The organism is Enterococcus sp. AZ188 (assembly GCF_050544075.1).
In the GTDB taxonomy this organism is placed as follows: domain Bacteria; phylum Bacillota; class Bacilli; order Lactobacillales; family Enterococcaceae; genus Enterococcus_D; species Enterococcus_D entomosocium.
Window position 1 is genome coordinate 323,349 of record NZ_CP172943.1, and the last position, 25,041, is coordinate 348,389.

Annotated in this window: 20 protein-coding genes; 17 read left to right on the forward strand and 3 right to left on the reverse strand. The window is 42.6% G+C overall.

Annotation, left to right across the window (positions count from 1 at the left end; all coding sequences use genetic code 11):
• Positions 1-46: 46 nt before the first annotated feature.
• Together icd and acnA are read right to left on the reverse strand one after the other, a co-directional pair.
• Complete coding sequence (gene icd, locus IGI86_RS01580; RefSeq protein ID WP_315040770.1) at positions 47-1,297, reverse strand: NADP-dependent isocitrate dehydrogenase; 1,251 nt, start codon at positions 1,295-1,297, stop codon at positions 47-49.
• Positions 1,290-3,986: an aconitate hydratase AcnA gene (acnA, locus tag IGI86_RS01585; protein ID WP_430617675.1), complete on the reverse strand. Its 2,697-nt coding sequence runs from the start codon at positions 3,984-3,986 to the stop codon at positions 1,290-1,292. The genes icd and acnA overlap by 8 nt, the downstream gene beginning before the upstream one ends.
• A 235-nt stretch (positions 3,987-4,221) precedes the next feature.
• Here acnA and IGI86_RS01590 point away from each other — a divergent pair, with 235 nt between their 5' ends.
• From IGI86_RS01590 to spx, 10 genes are all read left to right on the forward strand, one after another.
• Complete coding sequence (locus tag IGI86_RS01590; protein WP_086332918.1) at positions 4,222-5,583, forward strand: citrate/2-methylcitrate synthase; 1,362 nt, start codon at positions 4,222-4,224, stop codon at positions 5,581-5,583.
• 315 nt (positions 5,584-5,898) lie between these two features.
• Positions 5,899-6,858 carry an ABC transporter permease gene (locus IGI86_RS01595; RefSeq protein WP_430617938.1) on the forward strand — a complete coding sequence of 320 codons (960 nt, stop codon included), beginning with the start codon at positions 5,899-5,901 and terminating at the stop codon, positions 6,856-6,858.
• Between the two features lie 9 nt (positions 6,859-6,867).
• Positions 6,868-7,755 (forward strand): carbohydrate ABC transporter permease, encoded by an 888-nt coding sequence (locus IGI86_RS01600; RefSeq protein WP_016609205.1) that lies wholly within the window; start codon positions 6,868-6,870, stop codon positions 7,753-7,755.
• Positions 7,756-7,766: 11 nt separating this feature from the next.
• Positions 7,767-9,332 (forward strand): sugar ABC transporter substrate-binding protein, encoded by a 1,566-nt coding sequence (locus IGI86_RS01605; RefSeq protein WP_375826438.1) that lies wholly within the window; start codon positions 7,767-7,769, stop codon positions 9,330-9,332.
• Between the two features lie 62 nt (positions 9,333-9,394).
• Positions 9,395-10,042, forward strand: a complete 648-nt coding sequence (locus tag IGI86_RS01610; protein ID WP_087626795.1) for a DUF624 domain-containing protein — start codon at positions 9,395-9,397, stop codon at positions 10,040-10,042.
• Between the two features lie 220 nt (positions 10,043-10,262).
• Positions 10,263-11,276, forward strand: a complete 1,014-nt coding sequence (locus tag IGI86_RS01615) for a LacI family DNA-binding transcriptional regulator (protein WP_086299007.1) — start codon at positions 10,263-10,265, stop codon at positions 11,274-11,276.
• A 13-nt stretch (positions 11,277-11,289) separates the two neighbouring features.
• Positions 11,290-13,584, forward strand: a complete 2,295-nt coding sequence (locus tag IGI86_RS01620) for a glycoside hydrolase family 65 protein (RefSeq protein ID WP_086299008.1) — start codon at positions 11,290-11,292, stop codon at positions 13,582-13,584.
• Positions 13,585-13,807: 223 nt separating this feature from the next.
• Entirely contained in the window at positions 13,808-15,229 is a 1,422-nt protein-coding gene (locus IGI86_RS01625) for a peptidoglycan DD-metalloendopeptidase family protein (RefSeq protein ID WP_430617676.1), read from the forward strand.
• 287 nt (positions 15,230-15,516) lie between these two features.
• On the forward strand, positions 15,517-15,918 hold the full coding sequence (locus IGI86_RS01630) for an Asp23/Gls24 family envelope stress response protein (protein WP_005227156.1): 402 nt from the start codon (positions 15,517-15,519) through the stop codon (positions 15,916-15,918).
• Positions 15,919-15,968: 50 nt separating this feature from the next.
• Positions 15,969-16,418 carry a transcriptional regulator Spx gene (gene spx / locus IGI86_RS01635; RefSeq protein WP_008376310.1) on the forward strand — a complete coding sequence of 150 codons (450 nt, stop codon included), beginning with the start codon at positions 15,969-15,971 and terminating at the stop codon, positions 16,416-16,418.
• A 149-nt stretch (positions 16,419-16,567) separates the two neighbouring features.
• On the opposite strand, the gene rpsD is transcribed toward spx, so the two are convergent.
• Positions 16,568-17,179, reverse strand: coding sequence for a 30S ribosomal protein S4 (gene rpsD, locus IGI86_RS01640; RefSeq protein ID WP_005227158.1), 612 nt, complete (start codon positions 17,177-17,179; stop codon positions 16,568-16,570).
• Positions 17,180-17,547: 368 nt separating this feature from the next.
• Between rpsD and IGI86_RS01645 the strand changes: the two genes are divergently transcribed.
• The 7 genes from IGI86_RS01645 (at position 17,548) to mutS (ending at position 25,034) form a co-directional block, all read left to right on the forward strand.
• On the forward strand, positions 17,548-18,345 hold the full coding sequence (locus IGI86_RS01645; protein WP_005227159.1) for a formate/nitrite transporter family protein: 798 nt from the start codon (positions 17,548-17,550) through the stop codon (positions 18,343-18,345).
• A gap of 218 nt (positions 18,346-18,563) precedes the next feature.
• On the forward strand, positions 18,564-19,340 hold the full coding sequence (locus IGI86_RS01650) for a Cof-type HAD-IIB family hydrolase (protein WP_005227160.1): 777 nt from the start codon (positions 18,564-18,566) through the stop codon (positions 19,338-19,340).
• A gap of 118 nt (positions 19,341-19,458) precedes the next feature.
• Entirely contained in the window at positions 19,459-19,881 is a 423-nt protein-coding gene (gene mgsA, locus IGI86_RS01655) for a methylglyoxal synthase (protein ID WP_430617677.1), read from the forward strand.
• A gap of 37 nt (positions 19,882-19,918) precedes the next feature.
• A complete protein-coding gene (pepT, locus tag IGI86_RS01660; protein ID WP_008376304.1) occupies positions 19,919-21,154 on the forward strand; it encodes a peptidase T in 1,236 nt (411 codons plus the stop codon).
• 149 nt (positions 21,155-21,303) lie between these two features.
• On the forward strand, positions 21,304-22,101 hold the full coding sequence (locus IGI86_RS01665) for a TIGR00282 family metallophosphoesterase (RefSeq protein ID WP_010748642.1): 798 nt from the start codon (positions 21,304-21,306) through the stop codon (positions 22,099-22,101).
• 7 nt (positions 22,102-22,108) lie between these two features.
• Entirely contained in the window at positions 22,109-22,498 is a 390-nt protein-coding gene (locus IGI86_RS01670; RefSeq protein WP_008376299.1) for a YlbF family regulator, read from the forward strand.
• Positions 22,482-25,034 carry a DNA mismatch repair protein MutS gene (gene mutS, locus IGI86_RS01675; protein WP_430617678.1) on the forward strand — a complete coding sequence of 851 codons (2,553 nt, stop codon included), beginning with the start codon at positions 22,482-22,484 and terminating at the stop codon, positions 25,032-25,034. The genes IGI86_RS01670 and mutS overlap by 17 nt, the downstream gene beginning before the upstream one ends.
• The last annotated feature ends 7 nt before the right edge of the window (positions 25,035-25,041 follow it).

A 25,041-nucleotide genomic window follows, 5' to 3' on the forward strand; every position in this document is an offset into this window, starting at 1 on the left:
AAGCTGTGATTGAGCAGGCAAATGCCGACTCAATCACAGCTTGAGTTTACGAATGGATCAGCTGAAGGAGGTGTTCACCAAACGCTTGTGTCGTTAAACAGACGGCTTCGGGCATCAACTGTGCGAAGTCGGCAGTGACGTGCTGACTTTGCAAGGCTTGTTCAATGGCTTGCGTCAGTATTGCAGCAGCTTCCGGCCAGTTCAAATGTTCTAATAGCATGCACGCCGATAGCAGAAGTGAACAGGGATTGGCTTTGCCAAGTCCTGCGATATCCGGTGCCGTTCCGTGGGTAGCTTCAAAGATGGCTGCCCCAGTATCGTAGTTGATATTGGCGCCGGGGGCAATCCCGATGCCGCCAACTTGTGCAGCGAGTGCATCAGAGATGTAGTCGCCGTTCAAATTACAAGTGGCAATGACATCGAATTTTTCTGGATACAAAAGGATCTGCTGTAAAAAGTTGTCGGCGATCACATCGTTAACAACGATCTTTCCAGCCGTTTTTGCCGAGGCAAGGGCGGCTTCGGCTGCCTTTGAACCATTTTCTGCTTTGATTTTGTTGTATTGATTCATCGTAAAACACTGGTCGGCGTACGTGGTTTCTGCAAGCTGATAGCCCCAGTTTTTAAATCCGCCTTCTGTAAATTTCATGATATTGCCTTTATGCACCAGTGTCACCGTGGGCCGCTTTTGAGTAATCGCATACTCAATGGCAGCAGCGATCAAGCGCTGACTGCCTTCTAAAGAGATTGGCTTGATGCCAATAGCGGCAGTTTTAGGAAAACGAATCGCCTTGACGGCAAAGTCTGCTTGCAGTGTCTGGATCAAACGCTGTGTTGCGTCGTCGTCTTTGGCAAATTCGATGCCAGCATAAACATCTTCAGTATTTTCGCGAAAGATCACCATATCGGTTTTTTCTGGCTGTTTTAAAGGCGAAGGGACCCCTGTAAAATAGCGAACAGGTCTGACACAGGCATAAAGATCCAGGGTCTGCCGTAAGGTGACATTCAAGGAGCGAAAGCCCTCGCCAATCGGGGTAGTCAACGGTCCTTTCAAGGCGTATTGCTCGGCCTTGATCGTATCGATGGTTGCTTGCGGCAGCCATTCCCCTGTCTGTTCAAAGGCGGCTTCTCCAGCGAAAACTTCCAGCCACTCGATGTGGCGCTGATTGTCATAAGCTTTATTCACAGCTGCATCAATCACAGGTTGCGCAGCCTGCCAAATCTCGGCACCGATGCCGTCTCCTGCAATGTAAGGAATGGTGATCGTCGTTGCTTCATGGGTTGTTTGGTTAGACATGGGCAGCTCCTCCTAATTCCGCTTTTTTTCGAATGACCATTGGCAAAATTCCTTGATGCTTCCAATAGCGAATATCTGCCGGGGCATCAAAGCGTAGACGGGTCATAAAGGAGACAGTCCCTCCGTCGGTCCGTTGAGCGGTGACTTCGACCAGCTGCTTGACCGCTGGCTCTTCTGGCAAAGCGATCGAGAATGTTTCGCTGCCATCTAAAGCAAAAGAGGTGGCACTTTCACCAGCCAGATATTCAAGAGGAATGATCCCCATCATGACCAAGTTGCTGCGATGGATCCGTTCGAAGCTTTCTGCTAAAACGACTTTAACGCCTAACAATTGTGTTCCTTTGGCGGCCCAGTCGCGAGAAGAACCCATGCCATAATCTTTACCGGCTAAAATGATACAGCTTTGGCCGGCTTTTTGGTAATTCGTAGCGGCGTCAAATATAGACAAGGTTTCCCCAGTTGGAAAATAATGCGTGACACTGCCAGTGCTGCCAGGAACCAGCTGGTTTTGCAGACGGATGTTGCCGAAAGTCCCCCGCATCATAATCTGATGATTGCCGCGCCGCGAACCAAAGGAATTGAATTCACGATACGGAACTTCTTTTTCTTGTAAAAATTTTCCAGCTGCAGAATCCATACTGATGCTGCCGGCAGGAGAAATATGGTCAGTGGTGACGGAATCACCCAATTTTGCCAAGACTTTCAGATCGGCTAAGACATCTGGTTTAGGCAATTCTTTGGTCAATGTTTCAAAGTAGGGTGGATGAGCAATGTAAGTAGATTGTTCCTCCCATTCATAACATGCGCTCGTGGTGGTTTCGATCGCATTCCAGCGTTCATTGGCATCAAAAAGATGCTCATAGGCAGCGCGAAATGCTTCTGGTCCGACGTATTCTTGAACGTAAGTATTGACTTCTTCATTGCTAGGCCAAATATCAGACAAATACACCGGCTCGTCATTGACGATAGCTAATGGTTCTTTTGTAAGATCTTTGCGAGTGCTGCCAGCGATCGCATAGGCAACAACTAACGGCGGCGAAGCCAAATAATTGGCTTTGATCTGTGGATGGATTCTTCCTTCAAAATTCCGATTGCCTGACAGAACCGACGCCACCAGTAGATTTTCCGCCTCAATTGCTTCAGCGACCGGCGCTTCTAAAGGACCGGAATTTCCGATACAGGTGGTACAACCGTAGCCCACTAAATAAAAGCCGAGTTGCTCTAAATACGGCAGCAAACCACTGTTTTGCAAATAGGTGGTCACGATCTGGGAGCCAGGTGCAAGGGAGGTTTTGACCGTACGAGGGACGGTCAAACCTTTTTCAATGGCTTTTTTGGCCAATAAGCCTGCAGAGAGCATGACGAAAGGATTGCTAGTATTCGTACAGCTAGTGATCGCCGCCAAAACGATATCGCCGGTCTCTAATTTGTCTGCTGCAGCATCTGGCCAAGTAACGCTGGTTTCTTTTTGCCATTCATCCTCCGAAAGTCCAAAGCCCTTGGGACCAACGGCTGCCGTGACTGATTGTTCAAAATCCTGACGGACTGCTGGAAGCAAAATCCGATCTTGCGGGCGTTTGGGGCCCGCTAATGCCGGCTGAACTTCTGCTAGATCAATGGTGATCGTCTTAGTATAGGTCGGCACGGTCGTTTCATCATAAAAGAAATGGTTGGCTTTGGCGTAAGCGGTAACGAGTTCGATCAGCTCGCTGGAGCGCCCGGTCGTTGCCAAGTAGTTCAAGGTCTCTTGATCGATCGGACAAAAACCGCAAGTGGCACCATATTCAGGGGCCATGTTCGCTAATGTCGCCCGATCGGCTAAGCTCAAATGACCATAGCCTGGGCCAAAGTATTCGACAAATTTTCCAACCACTTTTTCGATCCGCAGCACTTCGGTTACTTTTAGTGCTAAATCGGTTGCTGTGGTACCTGCAGGCATCTCGTTGATAAATTTCACCCCGATGACTTCAGGTGTAGGAAAGAAAGAAGGTTCGCCAAGAATCGCAGCTTCCGCTTCAATACCGCCAACCCCCCAACCGAGGACCCCCAAACCGTTGATCATCGTGGTGTGAGAATCGGTTCCTTGCAATGTATCAGGAAACAGCAGACGTTGGTCTTCGTGTGTTTTTTGCAAGATCACATCAGACAATGATTCGATGTTGACTTGATGAATGATCCCTGTTTCAGGCGGAACGACTTCGAAATTGTCGAAAGAACCTTGTGCCCATTTCAAGAATTGATAGCGTTCTGCGTTGCGTTCAAATTCCCGCTCCGTATTAAAAGCGATCGCCCCAGGCGTACCGGCTTGATCGACTTGCACAGAGTGGTCGACGACGAGTGTGACGGGGATCTCAGGATTGATGTCTTCTGCGGCACCGCCTAAAGCGACCATCGCATCCCGCATGGCAGCCAGATCAACGACTGCAGGCACCCCAGTAAAGTCTTGCAAGACGACCCGCTCTGGTTTGAATGGCACGACACCGGTAGGGCTTTCTGCCTGCCAATTCGCTAAAAATGGTAAATAATCCTCTGTAATTTCCTCGTCTTGATGACGAGCAACACTTTCCAATAAAACTCGAATGGAGTAGGGCAAGCGAGATAAATCAGCCCCTAAGTCTTGGGTGATTTTCGCTAAGTCAATATACGTGTATTGGGTGTCATTGACGGTGAGTTGAGTTTGCCACTTCATAAGAATCCTCCTTTTTACGAAGATAATCGTACTTATTAGGAATAATTATACGTTGATAATTTAAAAAATCAATTAAATTTATGAAAAATATTTCATTTTCTAAACATCGTGCTATAATGTGTGAAAGTTTGTTAAAAAGCAACGATTTTATAGGATGACTATTTTAACGATGTTTGTATACGGTTAAATAACATTGTAGTCGATAGTTTGTAGAAAGATTGGAGGTAACATCACCGTGGAAAGATTAGAAAAGAAAGAGAAATTGTCCTATCTTGCATCGCAATGTCAGAAATACAATTTGATAGATATGAATCTTTATTCAGAATATGATGTAAAGCGTGGACTGAGGGATTTAAATGGCACGGGGGTCTTAGCAGGTCTTACGACGATCTCCACCATTTATCCAGAAAAAATCATTGCTGGCAAGCCAGTTGAAGCTTGTGGCGAGCTGCGTTATCGCGGAATTGACATCAATGAGTTAGTAGCAGGGTTCGTCAATGAGAAACGTTTTGGCTTTGAAGAAATTGCATATTTATTACTTTTCGGCGAACTGCCAAACAAAACAGAACTTGCGGCATTTCATTGCCTATTAGCAGAAAAACGTACTTTGCCGACCAATTTTGTTCGTGACGTCATTATGAAAGCACCTTCTTCTGATATCATGAATAGTTTATCTCGCAGTATCTTGACACTGGCAAGTTATGATCCGCAAGCAGATGACATCAGTATTGAAAATGTGTTGGAACAAAGTCTGATGCTGATCAGTGTCTTTCCACTCTTGGCAATCTACGGCTATCATGCCTACAATCATTACAATCAAGGGGAGAGCATGTACATCCACCGCCCGACCGAAGAGTTGAGTACAGCTGAAACGATTTTGACTATGCTGCGTCCAACGAAAGAATATAGCTTCCAAGAAGCCCAAACATTGGATATGGCACTTGTTTTGCATATGGAACATGGCGGCGGGAATAATTCGACCTTTACGACACGAGTCGTTACCTCCAGTGGGACGGATACCTATTCAACGATTGCTGCAGCGCTAGGTTCTTTGAAAGGACCTAAACACGGTGGCGCCAATATCAAAGTGACGGAAATGATGGGAGATTTGAAGCGCAACGTTGCTGATATTACCGATGAACAGGCCGTCCGCACTTATTTGGAAGCAGTCCTAGATAAAGAAGCATTTGACCGTAAAGGATTGATTTATGGCATGGGCCACGCGGTTTACAGCGACAACGACCCTCGTGCGGCGATCTTTAAAAATTATGTAGCCAAACTGGCACAAGAAAAAGGATCAGAAGCTTGGCAAGAATATCAATTGTATACGATGGTCGAACGCATTGCTCCTCAAGTCATCAATGAAAAGCGCAAAATCTACAAAGGAGTCAGTGCCAATATCGACTTTTTCAGCGGGTTTGTTTATAACATGTTGGATCTACCAGAAGAACTGTATACACCAATGTTTGCTATTGCACGGATCGTTGGTTGGTCCGCCCATCGGATCGAAGAGCTGGTCAACGCACAAAAAATCATGCGCCCCGCCTATAAAGAAGTGTCAAATGATCGCGAATATATCGATATAGAGTCAAGATAGATCAAAACAGCAGGGAGGACGCTCGCTGCTGTTTTTGTTTTGTTCAAAATCCTAGTGCTTATACGACCATCCAATTACTCAGCAGAAGTTTGTTGTTTTTTATTAATGAAAGCGTTGACAACGAATAAGTTTAACGTTAAACTTTGTCTTATAGTTTAACGTTAAACCTTCAAGAGACAGACTAAAAAATTGATTGACTTCTAAGTAAAAAACAATCAGGATACGTGGCCAATGATTGTTTTACATTCGTTCTATAGTAGACGAAAGGCTATTTGGAGGAGTAGTTACTTTTTTCCTATCTCTACCGTAAAAAAAATGAAAAGAATGATTTTCTTTGAAGGAGGGTTACATGTGCAAAAAAAAAGCAACGCAAGTTTTCACAAGAATAAAATGAAAAATAGTCTTTCTTTGTACGTCTTATTAGCGCCAGCTTTGATTTTATTAGTCATATTCACTTATATTCCAATGTATGGTTTAGTAATTGCATTTAAAGATTACACCCCATCACTGGGTATTTTTGGAAGTCCGTGGGTTGGTTTTAAGCATTTTTCTCAATTTTTTAATTCGTTCCAATTTGGAGTAACCCTTAGAAATACGCTAACTATTTCCCTCTACAGTATGATTGTCGGCTTTCCATTGCCAATTGCATTAGCAATTCTTTGCAATCAAATTCGTGTAGAAAAATTCAAGAAGTTTTTCCAAGTCACCACCTATTTACCTCACTTCATTTCTACAATGGTTATGTGCGGGATGTTGATCTTGTTTCTATCACCTACCAATGGTTTGATTGTCAACCTCATGCGGCTTGTTGGCATAGAATTGCCTTCCTTGCTTTCTCAGCCAGGAAGTTTTGCAAGCGTATACGTTTGGAGTGATGTCTGGCAACATGTTGGGTGGGACAGCATTATTTATCTAGCGGCTTTATCAGCGATCGATCCCACTTACTACGAAGCTGCGACTATGGATGGTGCCACAAGACTACAAAAAATCAAGCACATTGATTTACCACTGATTCTTCCCACCGCAATGATCTTGCTTATATTAAGAGCAGGTAGTTTATTGAGTGTTGGGTTTGAAAAAGTGTTGCTGTTACAAAATGCCTTGAATTTAGCAGGAAGTGAAATTATCTCCACATATGTTTATAAAGTAGGGTTAATAAACTTTCAATATAGTTATTCAACTGCTATCGGCTTATTTAATACAGTGATCAATATAATCATATTGATCTTAGTGAATGCATTGTCGAGGCGCTTGACGAAAACTGGGTTGTTTTAGGAGGAGATTATGAAAAAAAGTAAAAAAACTGGTTCTGAAAGGATATTCGATTTCTTTGTTTATGGGGTAGCCATTTTGTTGATCCTTCTAATCATTTATCCGCTTTGGTTTGTGATCATTGCTTCCTTTAGTGATCCAGCGGATGTCGGGAATGGAAATGTTTGGTTGTGGCCAAATGAATGGCGATTAGATGGGTATATCCGCTTGTTTGAGCAGAGCTTATTCTGGCGAGGCTACTTGAATACCATTTTATATACCATCGTAGGAACCGCTGTCGCATTATTCGTTAATATCCCCGCTGGTTATGCCTTATCTAGAAAAGATTTGCACGGTAGGAAATGGCTGGCTTTATTGTTTATTATTCCCATGTTCGTTTCGGGCGGCTTGATCCCGATTTACTTAACGATCAAGAATGTTGGTCTCTTAGATACGTTTTGGGTAATGGTCATTCCTTTTGCAGTATCTAGTTACAATATCATCGTAGCTAGAACATTCTTCAACAATAGTATTCCTGCTGGTTTATGGGAAGCAGCTCAAATTGATGGTTGTGGAACGATCCGCTATTTCTTTAGCATGGTATTACCACTTTCAAAAGCGATACTGGCTGTTATCGGTTTATGGACAGCAGTTGGCATTTGGAACTCGTGGTTCAATGCATTGATTTATTTGACCAATGACAATCTACAACCACTGCAATTGATACTTAGACGATTACTAATAAGTAATCAATTACTACAAACACAAGCAACCGGAGAACTTGCATCTGAGCTAAGAGCAACGGCAGACATGATGAAATATGCAGCAATTGTCGTATCAACAGCACCAATTATGATGTTATACCCGTTTTTACAAAAGTATTTTAATCAAGGTGTCATGATCGGCGCGTTGAAAGAATAAAAAATGGAGGAATGATGATGAAACAGTTTAAATGGAGGTATTTGTTTTGTTCTTTAGGAATTTTAGGGATGATGACTGGCTGTGGAAATGAAGGAGCCGTAGAGGAGCAAGGAAGTGACACGAATCAATTTAAAATCACCACTGTTCGCTGGTCAGACTGGGGAGATGATTTTACAAAAGGCTTTTTAGAAGAAGCAGAAGAAAATGCAGGGATTCAAATCGAATGGGATATTCATCTTTCAGCAGATTGGGGTGAGAGAAAGTCTGTTTTGATGGCTGGAGGCGATTTGCCTGATGCCTTTTTAGGGTCAATCACCTTTAATGATGCCGAAATAGCCCAAAATCAAGATGTGTTTATCCCTTTAGAAGACTTGATTGCAGAAAACATGCCTAATCTTACTCGCATTATGTCGGAAGATCCGAAAATTAAAGCAATGATCACCTCTCCAGACGGGCATATCTATAGCTTACCGAAAAAACTACCGATGCGTCCGCTCATTGCGAACCAACTATTTATCAATCAAACATGGCTTGATAATCTTGGCTTGGAGATGCCTGATACGTATGAAGATTTTATTGATGTCTTAACAGCTTTTAAAGAAGAGGACGCCAATGGAAATGGAGATGCAACGGATGAGATTCCGTATGGTGTCGGAAACTTTAGTGAAACCTTCTCATTCATTTTACCGTTTAACAATCGGCTTGGAGCTGACAATACGTACGAAATGTCAATGAAGGATGGAAAACCAATCTACTTACGCATGGAAGAAACCTATCGTGATGGCATTTCTTGGATGAGTGAGGCGTATCAAGCTGGGTTAATTGATCCAGAATTGTTTACTCAAGATACATCCATGAGTGATGCGAAACGAATGAATAAAGATACAGCTCTTGTAGGGGTGGCTGCTGGATGGACGGCGGATGCAACGTTTGGCTTACATGCTGAGGAGTATGTTGCACTACCACCATTGAAAGGACCAGATGGACAACGCTATGTCATATCCGATCCAGATCATTATAACTACGGTCGGAATGAGTTTATGATAACAACGAGTTGTGAAAATCCTGCTGCGCTCTTAAAGTGGGCTGATCAATTCTATACAGATGATGCAAGCATTCAAACCTTTTATGGCTCATTTGGTGTTGGTGTTGAGAAAAACGGGGACCAGTATACAGTTTTACCACCACAGGATGGGAAATCAGCGGATGAATGGGCTTGGATCAATTCATTGCGCGATTTTGGACCAAAATATGTGGATGATCAATTTAATGAGCGTGTGACGATTGATGAAACACAAGGGGATGGATTGAAATTGATTCTTGATAGTGAAATCAATCAATACGTCCAACCTGCATTTCCGAATGTGATTTACTCGCAAGAAGAATTGGCTCGGTTGTCAGCACTTTATGTAGATATTAGTTCTTATGCTTCGCAAATGGCTGCCAAATGGGTAGTAGAAGGCGGAATTGAAGAAGAATGGGAGAGCTATCTGGAACAATTGAACGCAATGGGGATCGAAGAGTTTATGGGGATCCAAAATGATGCCTTTGATCGATACTCAGCAATTATAAATTAGATCGTGCGGGCTGAAGTAGAAATACTGCTTCAGCCTTCCTATTCTAGGTGAAAGGAGTATACATGAAAACTTTGTTTCGATTTGATACGCCATTGATGAAAGGATTAACAAGGATTACCGATATATGCTTGCTTAATGGCTTATTTCTTCTTACTAGTCTGCCGATCCTTACAATCGGCGTCTCTTTGACAGCCATGAACACTTGTTGGCAAAAAATACTGGCGGGCCAAGAAGAAGGGCTTGTGCGACACTACTTTTCTACGATAAAAAGGGATTTTTTTGAAGCAACAATTATTTGGTTAGGTATTCTTTTTTTTACAACGATCTTTTCACTCAATTTCTATTTGTTTACCCTTCAAGCTATAGTCTTTAGGGTGATTGGCTTAGCCATTTTATTCCCTTTCATCGTCTGTCTCTTATTATTGTTTGTCATGCTATTTTCTTATATTGGTAGATATGAAGATGGTGTGTGGCGTAGTATCAAGAACTGTTTGCTGATAGCGATTCAAAATGGGAAGCAAGCGGGTTTGCTGTTGCTCTTTAATAGTATGATGATGTATTTTAGCTTGAGTAGTCCCGAAAGATTGTTGACTGCTATTTACGTTTATACGTTTGGTGGGTTCGCCATGACTTCATTGATCAATAATCTACTCTTAAAAAAAATGTATCAAAAGACTGAGCGAACCATCGCTGAACCCCAAGAAATTTGATGAGTTCGTAGTTAGCTAGAGACCTTGATCCATGTGCTGTTGCCCCTTTGTCCTACAAAATAGAGAGCGTAAGAAGAACTCAAGGAGGAAAGAGTCCACTTTCTTAAATTGTCATTGTTCTAATAAAGGGTACCCATTCTTGTTGGCTATCCTTTGATTGATGCTTCTCGACAATGCGGTATAATAAGGAAAAACAAGTACTATCGAAAGGACAAAGCGCATGAGGATTACAATTAAAAAAATTGCAGAAGAAGCAGGGGTCAGTGTGACGACAGTCTCGAATGTTATAAATAAAAAAGCGCACCGTGTGTCCCAAGATAAGATAGAAATGATCGAAGGGATCATAAAAAAATATAATTATTCACCAAATATGAATGCACGAGCGTTAGTCAAATCTTCTTCTCGCTTAATTGGGGTACTGTATTTTTCAGATCAAAAAAATTTGGACTTTGCGGACCCTTTTGTGACAGAAGTTCTAGATGGCATACAGCGAGTGACAAAAGAGCACAGCTTTTTTACACTCGTCCATAGCGTGACCAAAACAGATGATATTGGAGAATTACAGAAAAATTGGAAATTTGATGGGTTTATTGCAGTAGGATTTAGTCAAGAATTATTTGAAGAAGTCAATCGGATTGTCCAGGTCCCAATCGTTTTCATTGATACGCATCTAGAGGATGAAGTGTTCAATCGAATCACGGACTATCCGAATAGTTTTTTTATTAATACGAATGATCAAAAAGCGGCATATGAAGCGACTGCCTTTTTACTTGAAAAGGGTCTGACTAAGATCGGCTTTTTGTCCTATGAATTTGATCAATCAAAGACATCGGTTATTCAACAAAGGTATCTAGGCTATCATCAGGCTTTGCAGGATTTTGGTATAAAGCTTGATGAGGGATTAGAGTATACAGAAGAACAACAAGCAACAATGATCAGCAGCATAGACAAGTTTCAAGCAGTGCTCGTTACAGCAGACTACTTAGCGATCAAGTTTATTCATAAATTAAAACAAGAAGCTATTTTTTATGAAAAGAAACTGTCGATCATCAGTTTTGATGATATCCGTTATGCAGCTTTAAATGATCCTCCATTAACTACGATCAGATTAGATCAGATTAAAAAAGGGGAAGCAGCCATGACTACCTTGGTCAATATCATTGATAACCATTCGAATGAACCGCAAATCACATTACTCAATGGGAAATTGATTGTCAGAAAAACAACATACTAGAAAGGAACGTGTTATGGGGAAAATTGCAGATAGATACTATACGGTTGATCCGTGGAGTGTTTCAGAAGAAGGGTTTGATAAAGAACGAAGTGAAGTGTCCGAATCGATCTTTTCTTTGGCAAATGAATATATGGGCATCCGAGGTTATTTTGAAGAAGGATATTCGGGAGAACGATTGCTAGGTAGCTACTTCAATGGAATCTACGAAAATAGCCCTAAGGAAAACCGCGTAAAGTATAAGGGGATCATTTCGAGGAGTCATTTTATGGTCAATGCGGTCGATTGGCTATATACCAGAATTTGGTGTGGTGAGGTGTTACTAGATTTAGCTTATTCAGATATCGAATCTTTTCAACGACGACTTGATCTTAGAACAGGTATCTTGACTCGTAGTTTTTATTGGAAACCTGAGAAGGATATCAAATTAAAGGTGACTTTTGTACGTTCACTAGATAGAGAAACGGTATCATTAGGGTATCAGCAGATCTCGTTAAAAGTCATTGAAGGTAGTCCATCCATCTCAATTTTGATGGGGATTGACTTTGCCACGAGCCATCTATCTGAAGGTCAAAATTTTTGGGTGGAACGAGAAAAAGAATCTTCAAATAGGCATGCTTTTTTAGCAGCAGAAACAAGAAGCACCAAGCAAACCATTTATGCGGGTTTTTCTTTATCCGCCACTGAATCCCTCGACACGCAACTTGTGGAAAGGGATAAATTTATCGGCCGTAAGTTTAACGTTAAACTAGAAGAAGGGATGAACTTTCAAGTAAACCGAAATGCGGTAAATATTGCCGATAAAACCGGACTTGATTTAAATCAACTAAAACAACATTGTCTCACCGATCTGGAAAAAAGTCTTTCCTTTGATGAGATGCAACGAAAGAGTCGCACCTATTGGCAAAACGTTTGGGCTAAGGAAGACATCCAAATCGATGGTGATCCAAGTAATCAACAAGGGATTCGCTACTGCATCTTTCAGTTGCATCAAACATACCATGGTCAAGATCCTAGTCATAATATTGGTGCGAAAGGGCTCACTGGTGAAGCATACGGTGGACATGCTTTTTGGGATACGGAAACTTCCTGCCTGCCTTTTTACTTATTGACAAATCTTGATGCAGCAAAAAATTTATTAGAATTTCGCTATCATACTTTGCCGGAAGCCAAAAAACGAGCACGCCAGCTTGATTGCCAAGGAGCTTGTTACCCCATCGCTACATTGAATGGGAACGAAGCCAGCGATCTTTGGCAGCATGCAAGCCTTCAATTTCAGCCAAGCACCGCTGTTGCTTATGGCATCTGGCATTACATGCAGGTAGCGAAAGATACTGAATTTTTGTATGGACACGGAATCGAAATGTTGATTGAAATTTCACGCTTTTTGGCTTCTAGAGGTGATTGGTCTCCAGAAGGTGAATTTGGCTTTTTTGGGGTGATGGGACCAGATGAATTTCAGATGATGGTAAATCACAATACGTATACAAATTATATGGCGAAAAGAACATTCGATTATACTGTAGAGGTATTGAAAAAATTGAAAACGAGTAATGAAACTAGATATAGTACACTTCTATCAGCGCATGGTTTGAGTGAAAAGGAGATTGGCTACTGGCAAATTTGTAGCAAAGAAATGCTTATTTTAAAAACGGAGTATGGTTTGTTTGAACAACATGATGGTTTTTTCAAATTACCTCATGTGGATATCCGCTCGATTCCCATCGAAGAGTTCCCGCTTTATGATCATTGGTCCTATGATCGCATCTATCGTAACAATATGATCAAACAACCAGATGTCTTAATGTTTCTTTTCTTGTATAACCAATCTTTTCCGAAAGCGGAAAAGCAAATCAACTATGATTACTATGAACCAAGGACGATTCACGAATCCTCGCTGTCACCTTCGATCCATTCTATTTTGGCGGCAGAATTGGGAATGGAAAATGAAGCATATCATTTTTTTGAATTTGCCACTAGAATGGATCTGGATAATTTCAATCGTAATACTCGTGAAGGATTGCATATGACTTCGATTGCTGCAGCTTGGATGAATATTGTCTATGGATTTGGTGGCGTGAGAACTGATAGGGAAGGAATAAAACTAGCCCCCACAATTCCAGTTGACTGGAAAAAATATACATTCAAAATTACGTATAACCAATGTTTGATTGACGTGTCAGTCAACCATCAGTCAATCAAAATTTCGCTAATAAAGGGTAGAGCTATTCAACTACAAGTTTATCAAAAGAAACTGACGCTTACTCAAAACCCCATCGTCATTGAGCGATCAACGAAAAGAAGCGTCTGAATTTCTTAGCCCTCATTCGCATAAAAAACAACGGTGAAGAAAAGCACCGTTGTTTTTTGTTTTTTTGCAAGCAAGAGGAACTTTTTGTGCGTAATTAAAGATAGGAAAGAGTAGCAAAATATCAAGTATTTCTCCTTTTTCATATAGGAATGCAAAAATTGATTACAAAGTTTCTTGCATTTTTTGTATGATAGAGGGAGGAATAAAGGAGGAAAGTTCACGAATGAAAATAAAGAAATGGATGGCAATTGCCATTATTACCAGTCAATTTTCAACATTGCTGCCAGTATCAGCGGCTGCGGCTGTTTTAACGAGCGAGTCTACTGCTGGTCAAAATACAGCTGAGTCAACGGTTCCGGGAGTGAACGGGCCAACAATGGGCTTGGTCCCTGAAGATGCCGCAACGGTACCAGGAGAAAACGGCGAAGTAGTTCCAGGAGAGTCAACACCTGTTCCTGAACAGCCAACACCAGAACCATTGCCAGAACCGGAACCAACCCCGACGCCAGAACCAACACCAGAAGAACCGGTACCAAATCCTGATCCAGAGCCGAATCCAGAGCCAGAACCAACACCTGAGCCGGCGCCAGAACCAGAAGAACCAGCACCAAACCCAGAACCAGAGACAACACCAAATCCAGAGCCAGAATCAACACCAAGCCAGCCTTCGCCTGACATCAAAGAAGTACCGAACGTACCAGAGTTGACGGTAACGCCGCCGCAAGAAGATGAGCCAGCAAAATTTGAAGTCACGCCAGTCAAAGAAACGTGGGACTTTATTATGGAGATTGGAGAAGATGCTCGTAAAGTTGGACAAGAAGAAGATCTTTACGCATCGGTCATGATTGCACAAGCGATTTTAGAGTCTGGTAGCGGAAGAAGTCGTCTGAGCCAGGAGCCTTTTTATAACCTATTTGGTATTAAGGGACTTTATGAAGGGAATGGGATTTCCTTCCAAACGCAAGAAGACGATGGTTCCGGTAATTTATACACAGTTCATGCCACGTTTCGCCAATATGACAGTATCGAATCTTCTTTGAAAGATTATGCGAAATTGTTGAAAGAAGGATTGGACCACAATCCGAATTTTTATAAAGGTGTTTGGAAATCAGAAACGGAGTCTTATGAAGATGCCACGGAATATCTGACCGGGCGTTATGCATCAGATACACAATACAATGAGAAGCTAAATGCGCTGATCGAAGCATATGCTCTGACGAGTTATGACAAAGAGAAACCAGAATTACCGACAGGCAGCGAACAGATGATCTATCCTGTCAGCAATCCAGTTGTCTCTTCTGTCTTTGGTCCACGAGGCAATGGGTTTCATCGTGGAGTGGACTTCGCCGCCCCGCAAGGAACGCCGATCATGGCTAGTCTTTCAGGAACGGTGATCCGCTCAGAATATCATTCTTCATGGGGGAATTATGTTGCTATCGAGCACAAAGATGGGCTGACGACATTGTATGCGCACAATCATCGCAATTTAGTGGAAGTCGGTCAAACGGTCGAACAAGGCGAAGTGATTGCTTCCATGGGAAGTACGGGGAACAGTACAGGTCCTCACTTGCATTTTGAAGTTAGTCTTTCACCTAGTTTAGCCCGGCATCAACTGATTGATCCATTAGATGCCTTGTCAAAATAACAAAGAATAAAAGAGAGCAGTGTAGCTGCTTTCTTTTTTTTTGTCAAGAAAAACGAATCATTTCAGGAAAATTATGCTTTGAGATTTTTTTAGCGCATTCATTTTATCTTGCACGATAAATTTATTCCGAAAACAAGTGTTTTTCTTTGTAAAAAAAACAAAAAGAATTTATGCTAGAAAGGTAGGGAAAAAAATTCCCAAGAGGAATGTCCACTTTAGACAAGGTCGTGTATGCGACTTTGCGATGTCTCTAGTATCCTTTCTTATTTAACCAAGGAGTGTGAAAAATGACTGACGATCAGCAAACAACGAATGTGTCTAATGAAGCAGCGCAAGCAAGTCCACTGTCCTTTGAAGAGAAAGTCATTGAAACAATTGTTGGTGTCGCTTTGCAGTCAATTGATGGCTTGATTAGTGTAAATGGCAGATTTCTTTCAGATATGACCGAAAACCTTGAAGAACAGCCGCAAGTCGCTTCTGGCATCGATGTGGAAGTTGGCAAAGAAGAGGTTGCAGTTGATTTGGAAGTAATCGTGGCTTACGGCAAAGATATCCCCAAACTCTTTGCGCAAGTCCAAGAAGTGGTCTTAGAAGAAATTAGCCGCTTGACTTCTTTGAAAGTCAAAGAGATCAATATTCGAATCGCCGATATCGTCAAACAGGAAACGATCGATCAAATCGAAGGTTGAGCACCACGCAAAAAATCGAAGTACATCAAAGAGAAAGGAAGAATAAACAAATGATATCACTATATACAACACCCAGCTGTACGTCATGTCGTAAAGCCCGTGCATGGTTGACCGAAAATGAACTGCCATTTAAAGAGAGAAACATTTTTAGCGATCCATTAAATAGTGATGAACTAATGGAGATTCTTTCTTTAACAAAAAATGGAACGGAAGACATTATATCTACTCGTTCGAAAGTGTACCAAAAGTTAGACATCGATTTAGAAGAGTTGAAGCTAGAAGAGCTGCTTTCATTGATCGAACAATACCCGAACTTATTGAAACGGCCAATTATCTTAGATGAGAACAAGCTCCAAGTGGGGTACAATGAAGAAGACATTCGTAAATTCGTGCCACGAAACTTACGAAAGATCATTTTCAAACGACGCCAAACAGAGCTACTCATGTTTAATTATCGCCAAAAGCAAGAAGAAGGCGAATCTGTTGCGAACTTTATCTAATAATAGGAACAAAACCGGCAAATGAATACAGCGATGTATCATTGTCGGTTTTTTTGGTATTTTTTCAAGGGTCTTCTTAAGAGAATCAGTAAATCCGTTGATTCCACAAAAAAACACGATTCCAAAAAGGAATCGTGTCGGTTGAAATCTTAAAGTTTTTGGTTGTAGAATTCAACGACTAGTGCTTCGTCAACTTCTGCAGACAATTCATCACGCTCAGGTAAACGAGTTAATGAACCTTCTAATTTTTCGCTATCAAAGCTTACAAATGACGCGCGGCCAGCTGTTGCTTCAACTGCTTCTTTGATTGTTGAGATGTTTTGTGATTTTTCACGAACGCTGATGACTTGTCCAACTTCAACGTGGTATGAAGGGATATCAACGCGTTTGCCATCAACTAAAACGTGACCGTGGTTTACTAATTGACGTGCTTGACGACGAGTAGTTGCTAAACCTAGACGGTAAACAACGTTATCTAAACGTTGTTCTAGCAAGATCATGAAGTTAACACCGTGTTTACCTTCTTTGATTTTGCTTGCTTTGATAAACAATGTACGGAATTGACGTTCGTTCATGCCATACATATGACGCAATTTTTGTTTTTCAGTTAATTGCATGCCGTATTCTGATTTTTTGCCACGGCTGTTTGGTCCGTGTTGTCCTGGAGCGTAAGGGCGACGTGCCAATTCTTTTCCAGTTTCTGATAAAGAAATTCCTAAACGACGAGAAATTTTCCATGATGGTCCTGTATAACGAGACATAATTTAGTTCCTCCAATAAAATAGTTTGGAGTAAAATAATCCGTTGAAAAACTCACATTCGTGCAGTTCGTTCTTCAATCTTCACCTTTGCAGCCGCGGTTACGCAATTGCACCCGAGGGGCAACGAACTGGTGACGAGCTGTTATTTTCCTGCTGCATTATTTTACACAAGGAATAGTATACGACAAACTAGGGGCAAAAGTCAAGATGGAGCTGGCTTTGGATTTGATGAAAACAAATCTTGAAATTTTTCATTAATTACTTATATTTTCAAATATCTCTTTACAAAACAGCTTTTCGTCATTAGAATATGAAAGTATTGTGCAAATGATAACGAAGTGAAATTATTCATAAAAGGAGTAGAAAAAATGAATCCAGTATCCCCATTATTTGAGAAGATCGATTCTTCCATAGAAAAGAAAATCGATCTGATCAAGAGTAGTTATTTGCGTTACGCTGTACGTGCGATGATGGCTTGTTTATTCTTGACCCTCGGAACAGCTATTGCTTTTGCGATCGCTATGAAAGGTGAATCGATGGTTCACGGGTTAGGGAAAATTCTATATGCATTTATGTTTAGCTGGTCTTTAGTCATGATTCTTTATATGAACGCAGAATTAGGAACATCAAATATGTTGTATATGACTGTTGGGGTTTACCGTAAACGTCTAAGTATTCCTTTGGCATTGAAAATTTTGCTTACGTGTGTCTTGTTCAACTTGATCGGCGGGGTGATTTTCGGCTCAATCGTTGCACTGACAGGTCCTTTTCAAGGGCTGACCGCAGACAACTTTATGCTGACCTCGATCACTGCGAAATTAGAAAAATCGACCATCCAAATTTTAGTAGAAGCGATGTTCGCCAATATCGTTGTAAACACAGCTGTGCTAGTAAGCATGCGGATGAAAGACGATGCCGGAAAAGTTGCAGCAATCATTTTCATCATCTTCATCTTTGCTTTCTTAGGATTCGAACACGTTATTGCTAACTTCCCAGCGTTTACCTTAGCTTTCTGGGCTTCAGGCGGACACTTGGCAGGTATGACTGTCGGCAGTGTGATCCATAATTTAGTTTTTGCCTTTATCGGTAACTATATCGGCGGTGGCTTGGTCATGGGACTGGGCTATGCATGGTTGAACAACTCAAAATCGACCTATGTCGACTAATTAGAACCTACCAAAAGAAGCAGCGATGCTTCTTTTTTTTCTTTTCTCTAACATTTCTCCAGGAAGAAGCCATCATCCCTTAACGGAGCGTTGAAATCAGCGCCTATTTATGTTAAGAATAAGTATGTACGGTTTTTCTTGCTGTTTTTTGTAAAAATGACCGCAATCAAGACCAAAATCTTAGTTACTTCTTAATAGAAAGCGAGCCTTAACCTTTTATGAATCGGAAATTCTTTGCCTTTGATATTGATGGAACCTTGCTTGACTCGAACAAACAGCCACTCGACAGTACGCTAAAAGCCCTTGATCTTTTGCGAGATGCTGGCCATTTCGTGACCGTTGCCACTGGACGCAGTCGTTTCCACGCTCAAGATATTATTCGTTCGTTGTCCTTTGATAATTACATTTTATGTAATGGCGCAGCTGCTTTTCTTTCGCATCAGCAGGTGTATAAAAACTTACTCGATGAAACGCAATTGGCTGCTTTCGTGGCAGAAGCCCAAGAGCTTGGGATCGACACGGCATTTGTCGGGATGGATACAGCGAAACGAGCGTCTTCTTTGGATATTGCTAAAATGGAAGCAGCGATGCATTCTTTTGGTGCCCAACTTCCTGAGTTGGACATGGATTTTCCCGAAGAAAAAGAAGTCTATCAAGCATTGGCTTTTTACGGAAAAGAGTATGAGCATTTCTTTGACGAGAAATACAGCAAACTGCGTTTTGTGCGTTGGCATGAAAACAGTGTGGATGTCGTTCCAAAAGAAGGCTCCAAAGCAGCAACGATCCTGTGCGTCGCGGAACAATTAGGGATAGCGCAAGAAGATGTGATCTGTTTTGGTGATGGCCAAAATGATCGTGAAATGCTGACTGCCGCAGGTGTCGGTGTGGCAATGGGCAATGCGGTCCCTGAGATCCAACAAGTCGCAGATATGGTGACCGCTAGCAATGATGAAGATGGCATCTGGTTAGCCTTGAAAGAATTACAACTGATTTAAAAAGGAATCCTTTAGACATAGCACAGTCGGTTTACGGCATCTGTGCTATGTTTTTTTGTTTTTTCTCGGTCGCAAAGAAAATAAATTGGTACAATAGAAAAAAGGGGGAATGCAGCAAATGAAAATCGCATTGATTGCTCATGATCGAAAAAAAGATGTAATGGTAAAATTAGTGACTGCCTATCGAGAAATTTTAGCGCAGCATGAACTTTTCGCAACAGGAACTACGGGGAAGAGGATCGAAGAAGCAACCCAGTTGCCTGTCCACCGCTACAAATCAGAGCCGCTGGGAGGAGATCAGCAAATTGGCGCCATGATTTCGCAAGATGACTTGGACATGGTGATCTTTTTGCGCGATCCTTTAGCCGCGCAACCCCATGAACCAGATGTAACGGCATTGATTCGCTTGTCAGACGTGTACGAGATTCCTTTAGCTACCAATATGGGAACGGCAGAAATCTTGTTGCGGGGGTTAGCAGCTGGCTTTGCTGATTTTCGACAAGTGATCCACGAAACGGACAATCGTCCCTTGTCGTTATAAAGATAGTAGAAGAATTGAAGAAAAAGGACGTGCAGAATTGAAAGCAATCTTAAAGGATTTTTTGACCTATGCAAAAATGAATACTCGCTCAGATGCGACGAGTCAGACCATCCCAACGACGCCGGGACAAGTTGAGTTGGCTCTTTTATTGAAAGATCAGTTGATCGAGATGGGGGTAGCGGATGTTGCTTACTATGAAAAGAATAGTTTTGTGATCGGACGTCTACCTGGTAATCCTGAAAAAACGGCGATTGGCTTTATTGCCCATGTAGACACGGCAGATTTCGAAGCTGAAAATATTCAGCCGCAGATCCATGAAAATTACGATGGCAAGGATGTTTGTTTAAATAAAGAAAAAGCCATTTATATGACAACTGCTGAATTTCCTAATCTCAAAGACTATGTCGGCGAAACGCTGATCACAACGGATGGAACGACCCTGCTGGGTGCAGATGATAAAGCTGGTATCGCAGAGATCATTGACGCGCTGCGAATCTTACAAACGATGGATGCGCATAAACGTGGCGATGTCTGGGTCGCTTTTGGGCCTGACGAAGAGATCGGGACTGGCGCTGATCGCTTTGATGCGGCGGATTTTCCAGTGGCATTTGCTTACACGATGGACAGTGGTCGTGTGGGGCATATGGAATATGAAACCTTTAATGCTGCTCGTATTGATATAACGATTGATGGTACGAGTGTGCATCCTGGAACTGCTTACGGTCGTTTGGTCAACGCCTTGAAAATCGCGCATCAAATCGACGATGCCTTACCAGCAGAGGAAGTTCCTGAACGCACCCGCGGGTATGAAGGTTTTTACCTACTGCACAATTTGACGGGACATATTGGTCGAGCAGAAGTTTCTTATATCATTCGTGATCACGATCATATGCTTTTTGAACAGCGAAAAGCTAACATCGTGGGGATCATTGACGAATTGAACACAGCCTATGGGCAAGAACGCATCACCTATACGCTGTATGACCAATATTACAATATGGGGGATTTGATCAAGAAAGATCCCCGCAGTATCGAAGCTGCCCGAGCAGGGATGCAAGCGATTGGTGTGACACCGATCGAAGCGCCGTTTCGTGGCGGGACCGATGGCTCGAAAATCACCTATAAAGGCATTCCAACACCGAACTTATTTGTTGGCGGTGAAAACTTCCATGGCCAGTATGAATTTATTACCGTGGAAGCGATGGAAAAAGCCCGTGATTTGATCGTGGCGATCGTGGAACATGTCGGGAAAGAAGACACTACCGTTTCCTAGAGAACGCGGCAACACGCTAGACTAAAGCGAAAAAGTCTAGCGTGTTTTTTTGTTTTGCTGCAAGGAAGAACAGCAAGTGAAAGAACCTTTTTTTTCTGGACCAAAACCCTTATAATAGAAAAGAAGCTAAAAGAGAAGAGGAAAAATGTGTGCGGGTATTATTCATTGGAGATGTAGTTGGTTCATTAGGAAGAGAAACAATCACGGAGTACCTTCCCAAATTAAAGAAGGCGTATCGACCACAGGTGACGATCGCGAACGGCGAGAATGCGGCGGCGGGTCGTGGGATCACTGGTAAAATTTATAAGAAATTTTTGCAAGATGGTGTCGATGTCGTGACATTAGGCAATCATACATGGGACAACCGTGACATTTTTGAATTTATTGGCGATGCGAAGAAAATGATTCGTCCAGCCAATTTTCCAGAGGGAACACCGGGGGTCGGCATGGTGTTTGTGAAAGTCAACACCATTGAGTTGGCGGTGATCAACATGCAAGCTCGCTCGTTCATGGTAGACCTTGATGATCCGTTTCGCAAAATGGATGAATTGGTTGCGATTGCCCGCAAACGTACACCGTTTATCTTTGTGGATTTTCATGGGGAGACTACTAGCGAAAAACAAGCGATGGGCTGGTATTTGGATGGCCGAGTTTCGGCAGTCGTCGGCACGCATACCCACGTACAGACCAACGATGCGCGGATTTTGCCCCAAGGAACGGCTTATTTGTCAGATGTCGGCATGACTGGTCCTTATGATGGGATTTTGGGAATGAAACGCGAACCAGTCATTGAAAAATTTTTGACGGCGTTGCCGCAACGGTTTGAAGTGATTGAAAAAGGCCGCAGTATTTTGTCGGCTTGCTTGCTTGAGATTGATGAAGCCACTGGTAAAGCAAAATCGATCCGTCCGATCCAAATCAGTGAAGATCGCCCGTTTACAGAATAGGAGAAGCATGGAAGAGCAATTAACCAAAGAATCAAACGTTGCCCAAGAGTTGGCTGCTTTGCAAAAGCTTTTGTCTAATCATCCGATCGTTCAAGAATTTCAAGAAATTCAAGTACGAGCCTTGCAAAACCAAGGGCTACTGGAGTTGGAAGAAGCGCTGAAGCAAGCGCAAAAAGAAATCGTTCAATTTGAGCATTATGAGAAACCCGAAGCAAAAAAAGCTGCGGAGCAGCGTTATGCGTCATTGACAAACGAATACGAGCAGCACCCCTTAGTGGTTGCTTATCGCCAAGCGTTACTGCAAGCAGATGAATTGCTGCAATATGTCACGACGGAGATCCAAAAGAAAATGAATAAAGCCATCGAGGAGGATGAAACCAATGCCTCAAAAAACTAAAAATACCCCGATGATGGAACAGTATTTAAGCATCAAGGCTCAGTACCAAGATGCTTTTTTATTCTATCGTTTAGGAGATTTCTATGAATTATTTAATGAGGATGCTGTCAAGGCAGCACAAATTTTAGAACTGACGTTAACCAGCCGCAACAAAAATGCGGAGGAACCGATCCCTATGTGTGGGGTGCCTTACCACGCCGCCAGCAATTACATCGACACCTTGATCGAGCAAGGCTACAAAGTAGCGATTTGTGAGCAAGTGGAAGACCCAAAAACCACCAAAGGAATGGTCAAACGCGAAGTCGTTCAACTGATCACGCCGGGAACGGTGATGGACAGTAAAGGCCTATCCGCCAAAGAAAACAACTTTTTAACAGCTGTTTTGCAGCAAGGGGAGCGTTTTGGCTTTGCCTATGTCGATCTAAGTACCGGTGAATTAAAAGCAGCGCAATTGGAAGATGAAGAAGCTGTCGTCAATGAGGCCGCCGCTCTGCAAACGAAAGAAGTCGTTTTGTGCAGCGAGATCCCTGAGTCATTGCAAACAACACTGACCAATCGCTTGAATGTCGTGTTTTCTAAGCAAGAAACGTTGGAAGAAAATGCCGAATTTCAATTTTTAACAGAACCTCTCTCCCAAGAGTTAGAAAAAGTAGTCACAGGGAAGTTGCTAAGTTATTTGGCGATCACCCAAAAACGCAGTTTAGCGCATATTCAACAAGCCGTGGAATATCAGCCCGATCATGCCTTGAAAATGGATCATTATTCCAAATTCAACTTAGAATTGACGCAGTCGATTCGAACTGGCAAAAAACAAGGGACTCTTTTGTGGTTGCTGGACGAGACAAAAACCGCAATGGGTGGCCGTTTGTTAAAGCAATGGTTGGACCGTCCCTTGATCCATCCAAAGAAAATCACTGCCCGCCAAGAAATGGTCCAATCGTTACTGGACAGTTTCTTTGAGCGAGCAGATCTGCAAGAAGCGCTGACGAAAGTCTATGACATGGAACGCTTAGTCGGACGGGTCGCCTTCGGAAATGTCAATGGCCGCGATTTGCTGCAGTTGAAATCTTCTTTGGAGCAAGTGCCTTTGATCGCGCAATTGCTGCAAGGCATCAACCGTGGCGAGTGGAATGACTTGCTGCTGGAATTAACGCCCCTAGATGATTTGGTTGCACTGATCGAAGCGGCGATCGATGAAGATGCCCCGTTACAGATCACGGAAGGCAACATCATCAAAGACGGGTTCCATCAACAATTAGATGAATACCGTACGGCGATGCGTAATGGCAAGCAATGGTTGGCGGAATTAGAAGCCAACGAACGTCAAGCGACGGGGGTCAAAAACCTGAAAGTTGGGTTCAACCGCGTCTTTGGCTATTACATTGAGATCACGAAAGCCAATCTAGTGAATTTAGATACCTCTCGCTACGAGCGCAAGCAAACCTTAGCCAATGCGGAACGCTTTATTTCACCCGAGTTGAAAAAACTGGAGACTTTGATTTTAGAAGCCGAAGAAAAATCGGTGGATTTGGAATATCGCCTCTTTCTTGACGTTCGTGAAGAAGTGAAAAAGAGTATCACACGTCTACAAAAGTTAGCCAAAGCCGTCAGTGCGGTCGATGTCTTACAAAGTTTCGCCACGGTTTCGGAACGCTACCAATACGTGCGGCCGACAGTAGCGAAAAAACGAGCAGTATCGATCATCGATGGCCGTCATCCTGTAGTGGAAAAAGTCCTTGGTCACCAAGAGTACATTCCAAATAGTATCGTGATGGATGAAGAAACAGAGATCCTGTTGATCACAGGACCAAATATGTCTGGGAAAAGTACGTACATGCGGCAGTTTGCCTTGCTAGTCATTATGGCGCAGATCGGCTGTTTCGTACCGGCAAAATCTGCAGAGATGCCGATTTTTGATCGGATCTTTACTCGCATCGGTGCCAGCGATGACCTGATCGCCGGTCAAAGTACGTTTATGGTAGAGATGATGGAAGCCAACCAAGCGCTGCGTCATGCAACACCTAACAGCTTGATTTTGTTTGATGAGTTAGGGCGTGGGACTGCGACCTATGATGGGATGGCATTGGCACAAGCCATCATTGAATATATCCACAAAGAAGTTCATGCCAAAACACTTTTCTCCACCCATTATCATGAGCTGACGGTTTTAGATGAGGAATTGGCACACTTACGCAATGTCCATGTCGGTGCCGTTGAAAAAGAAGGCGAAGTTGTCTTCTTGCATAAGATGATGGAAGGACCCGCAGATAAAAGCTATGGGATCCATGTAGCCAAAATCGCTGGACTGCCAAGTGCACTCTTACAGCGCGCAGCGACGATCCTAAAAGCGCTGGAAGAACATGAACCGACGGTACAGCCAAAACCAGTCGTCGAAGAAAGTCAGCAGTTGTCGTTGTTTAGTGAAGTATCTACGGAAGAAATCGGCGTCATCGATCAATTGAAGAAATTGAATCTGTTGGAAATGACCCCGATGGATGCTCTGAATACATTGTACGAGCTGCAAAAACGAATTTAGAAAGAAG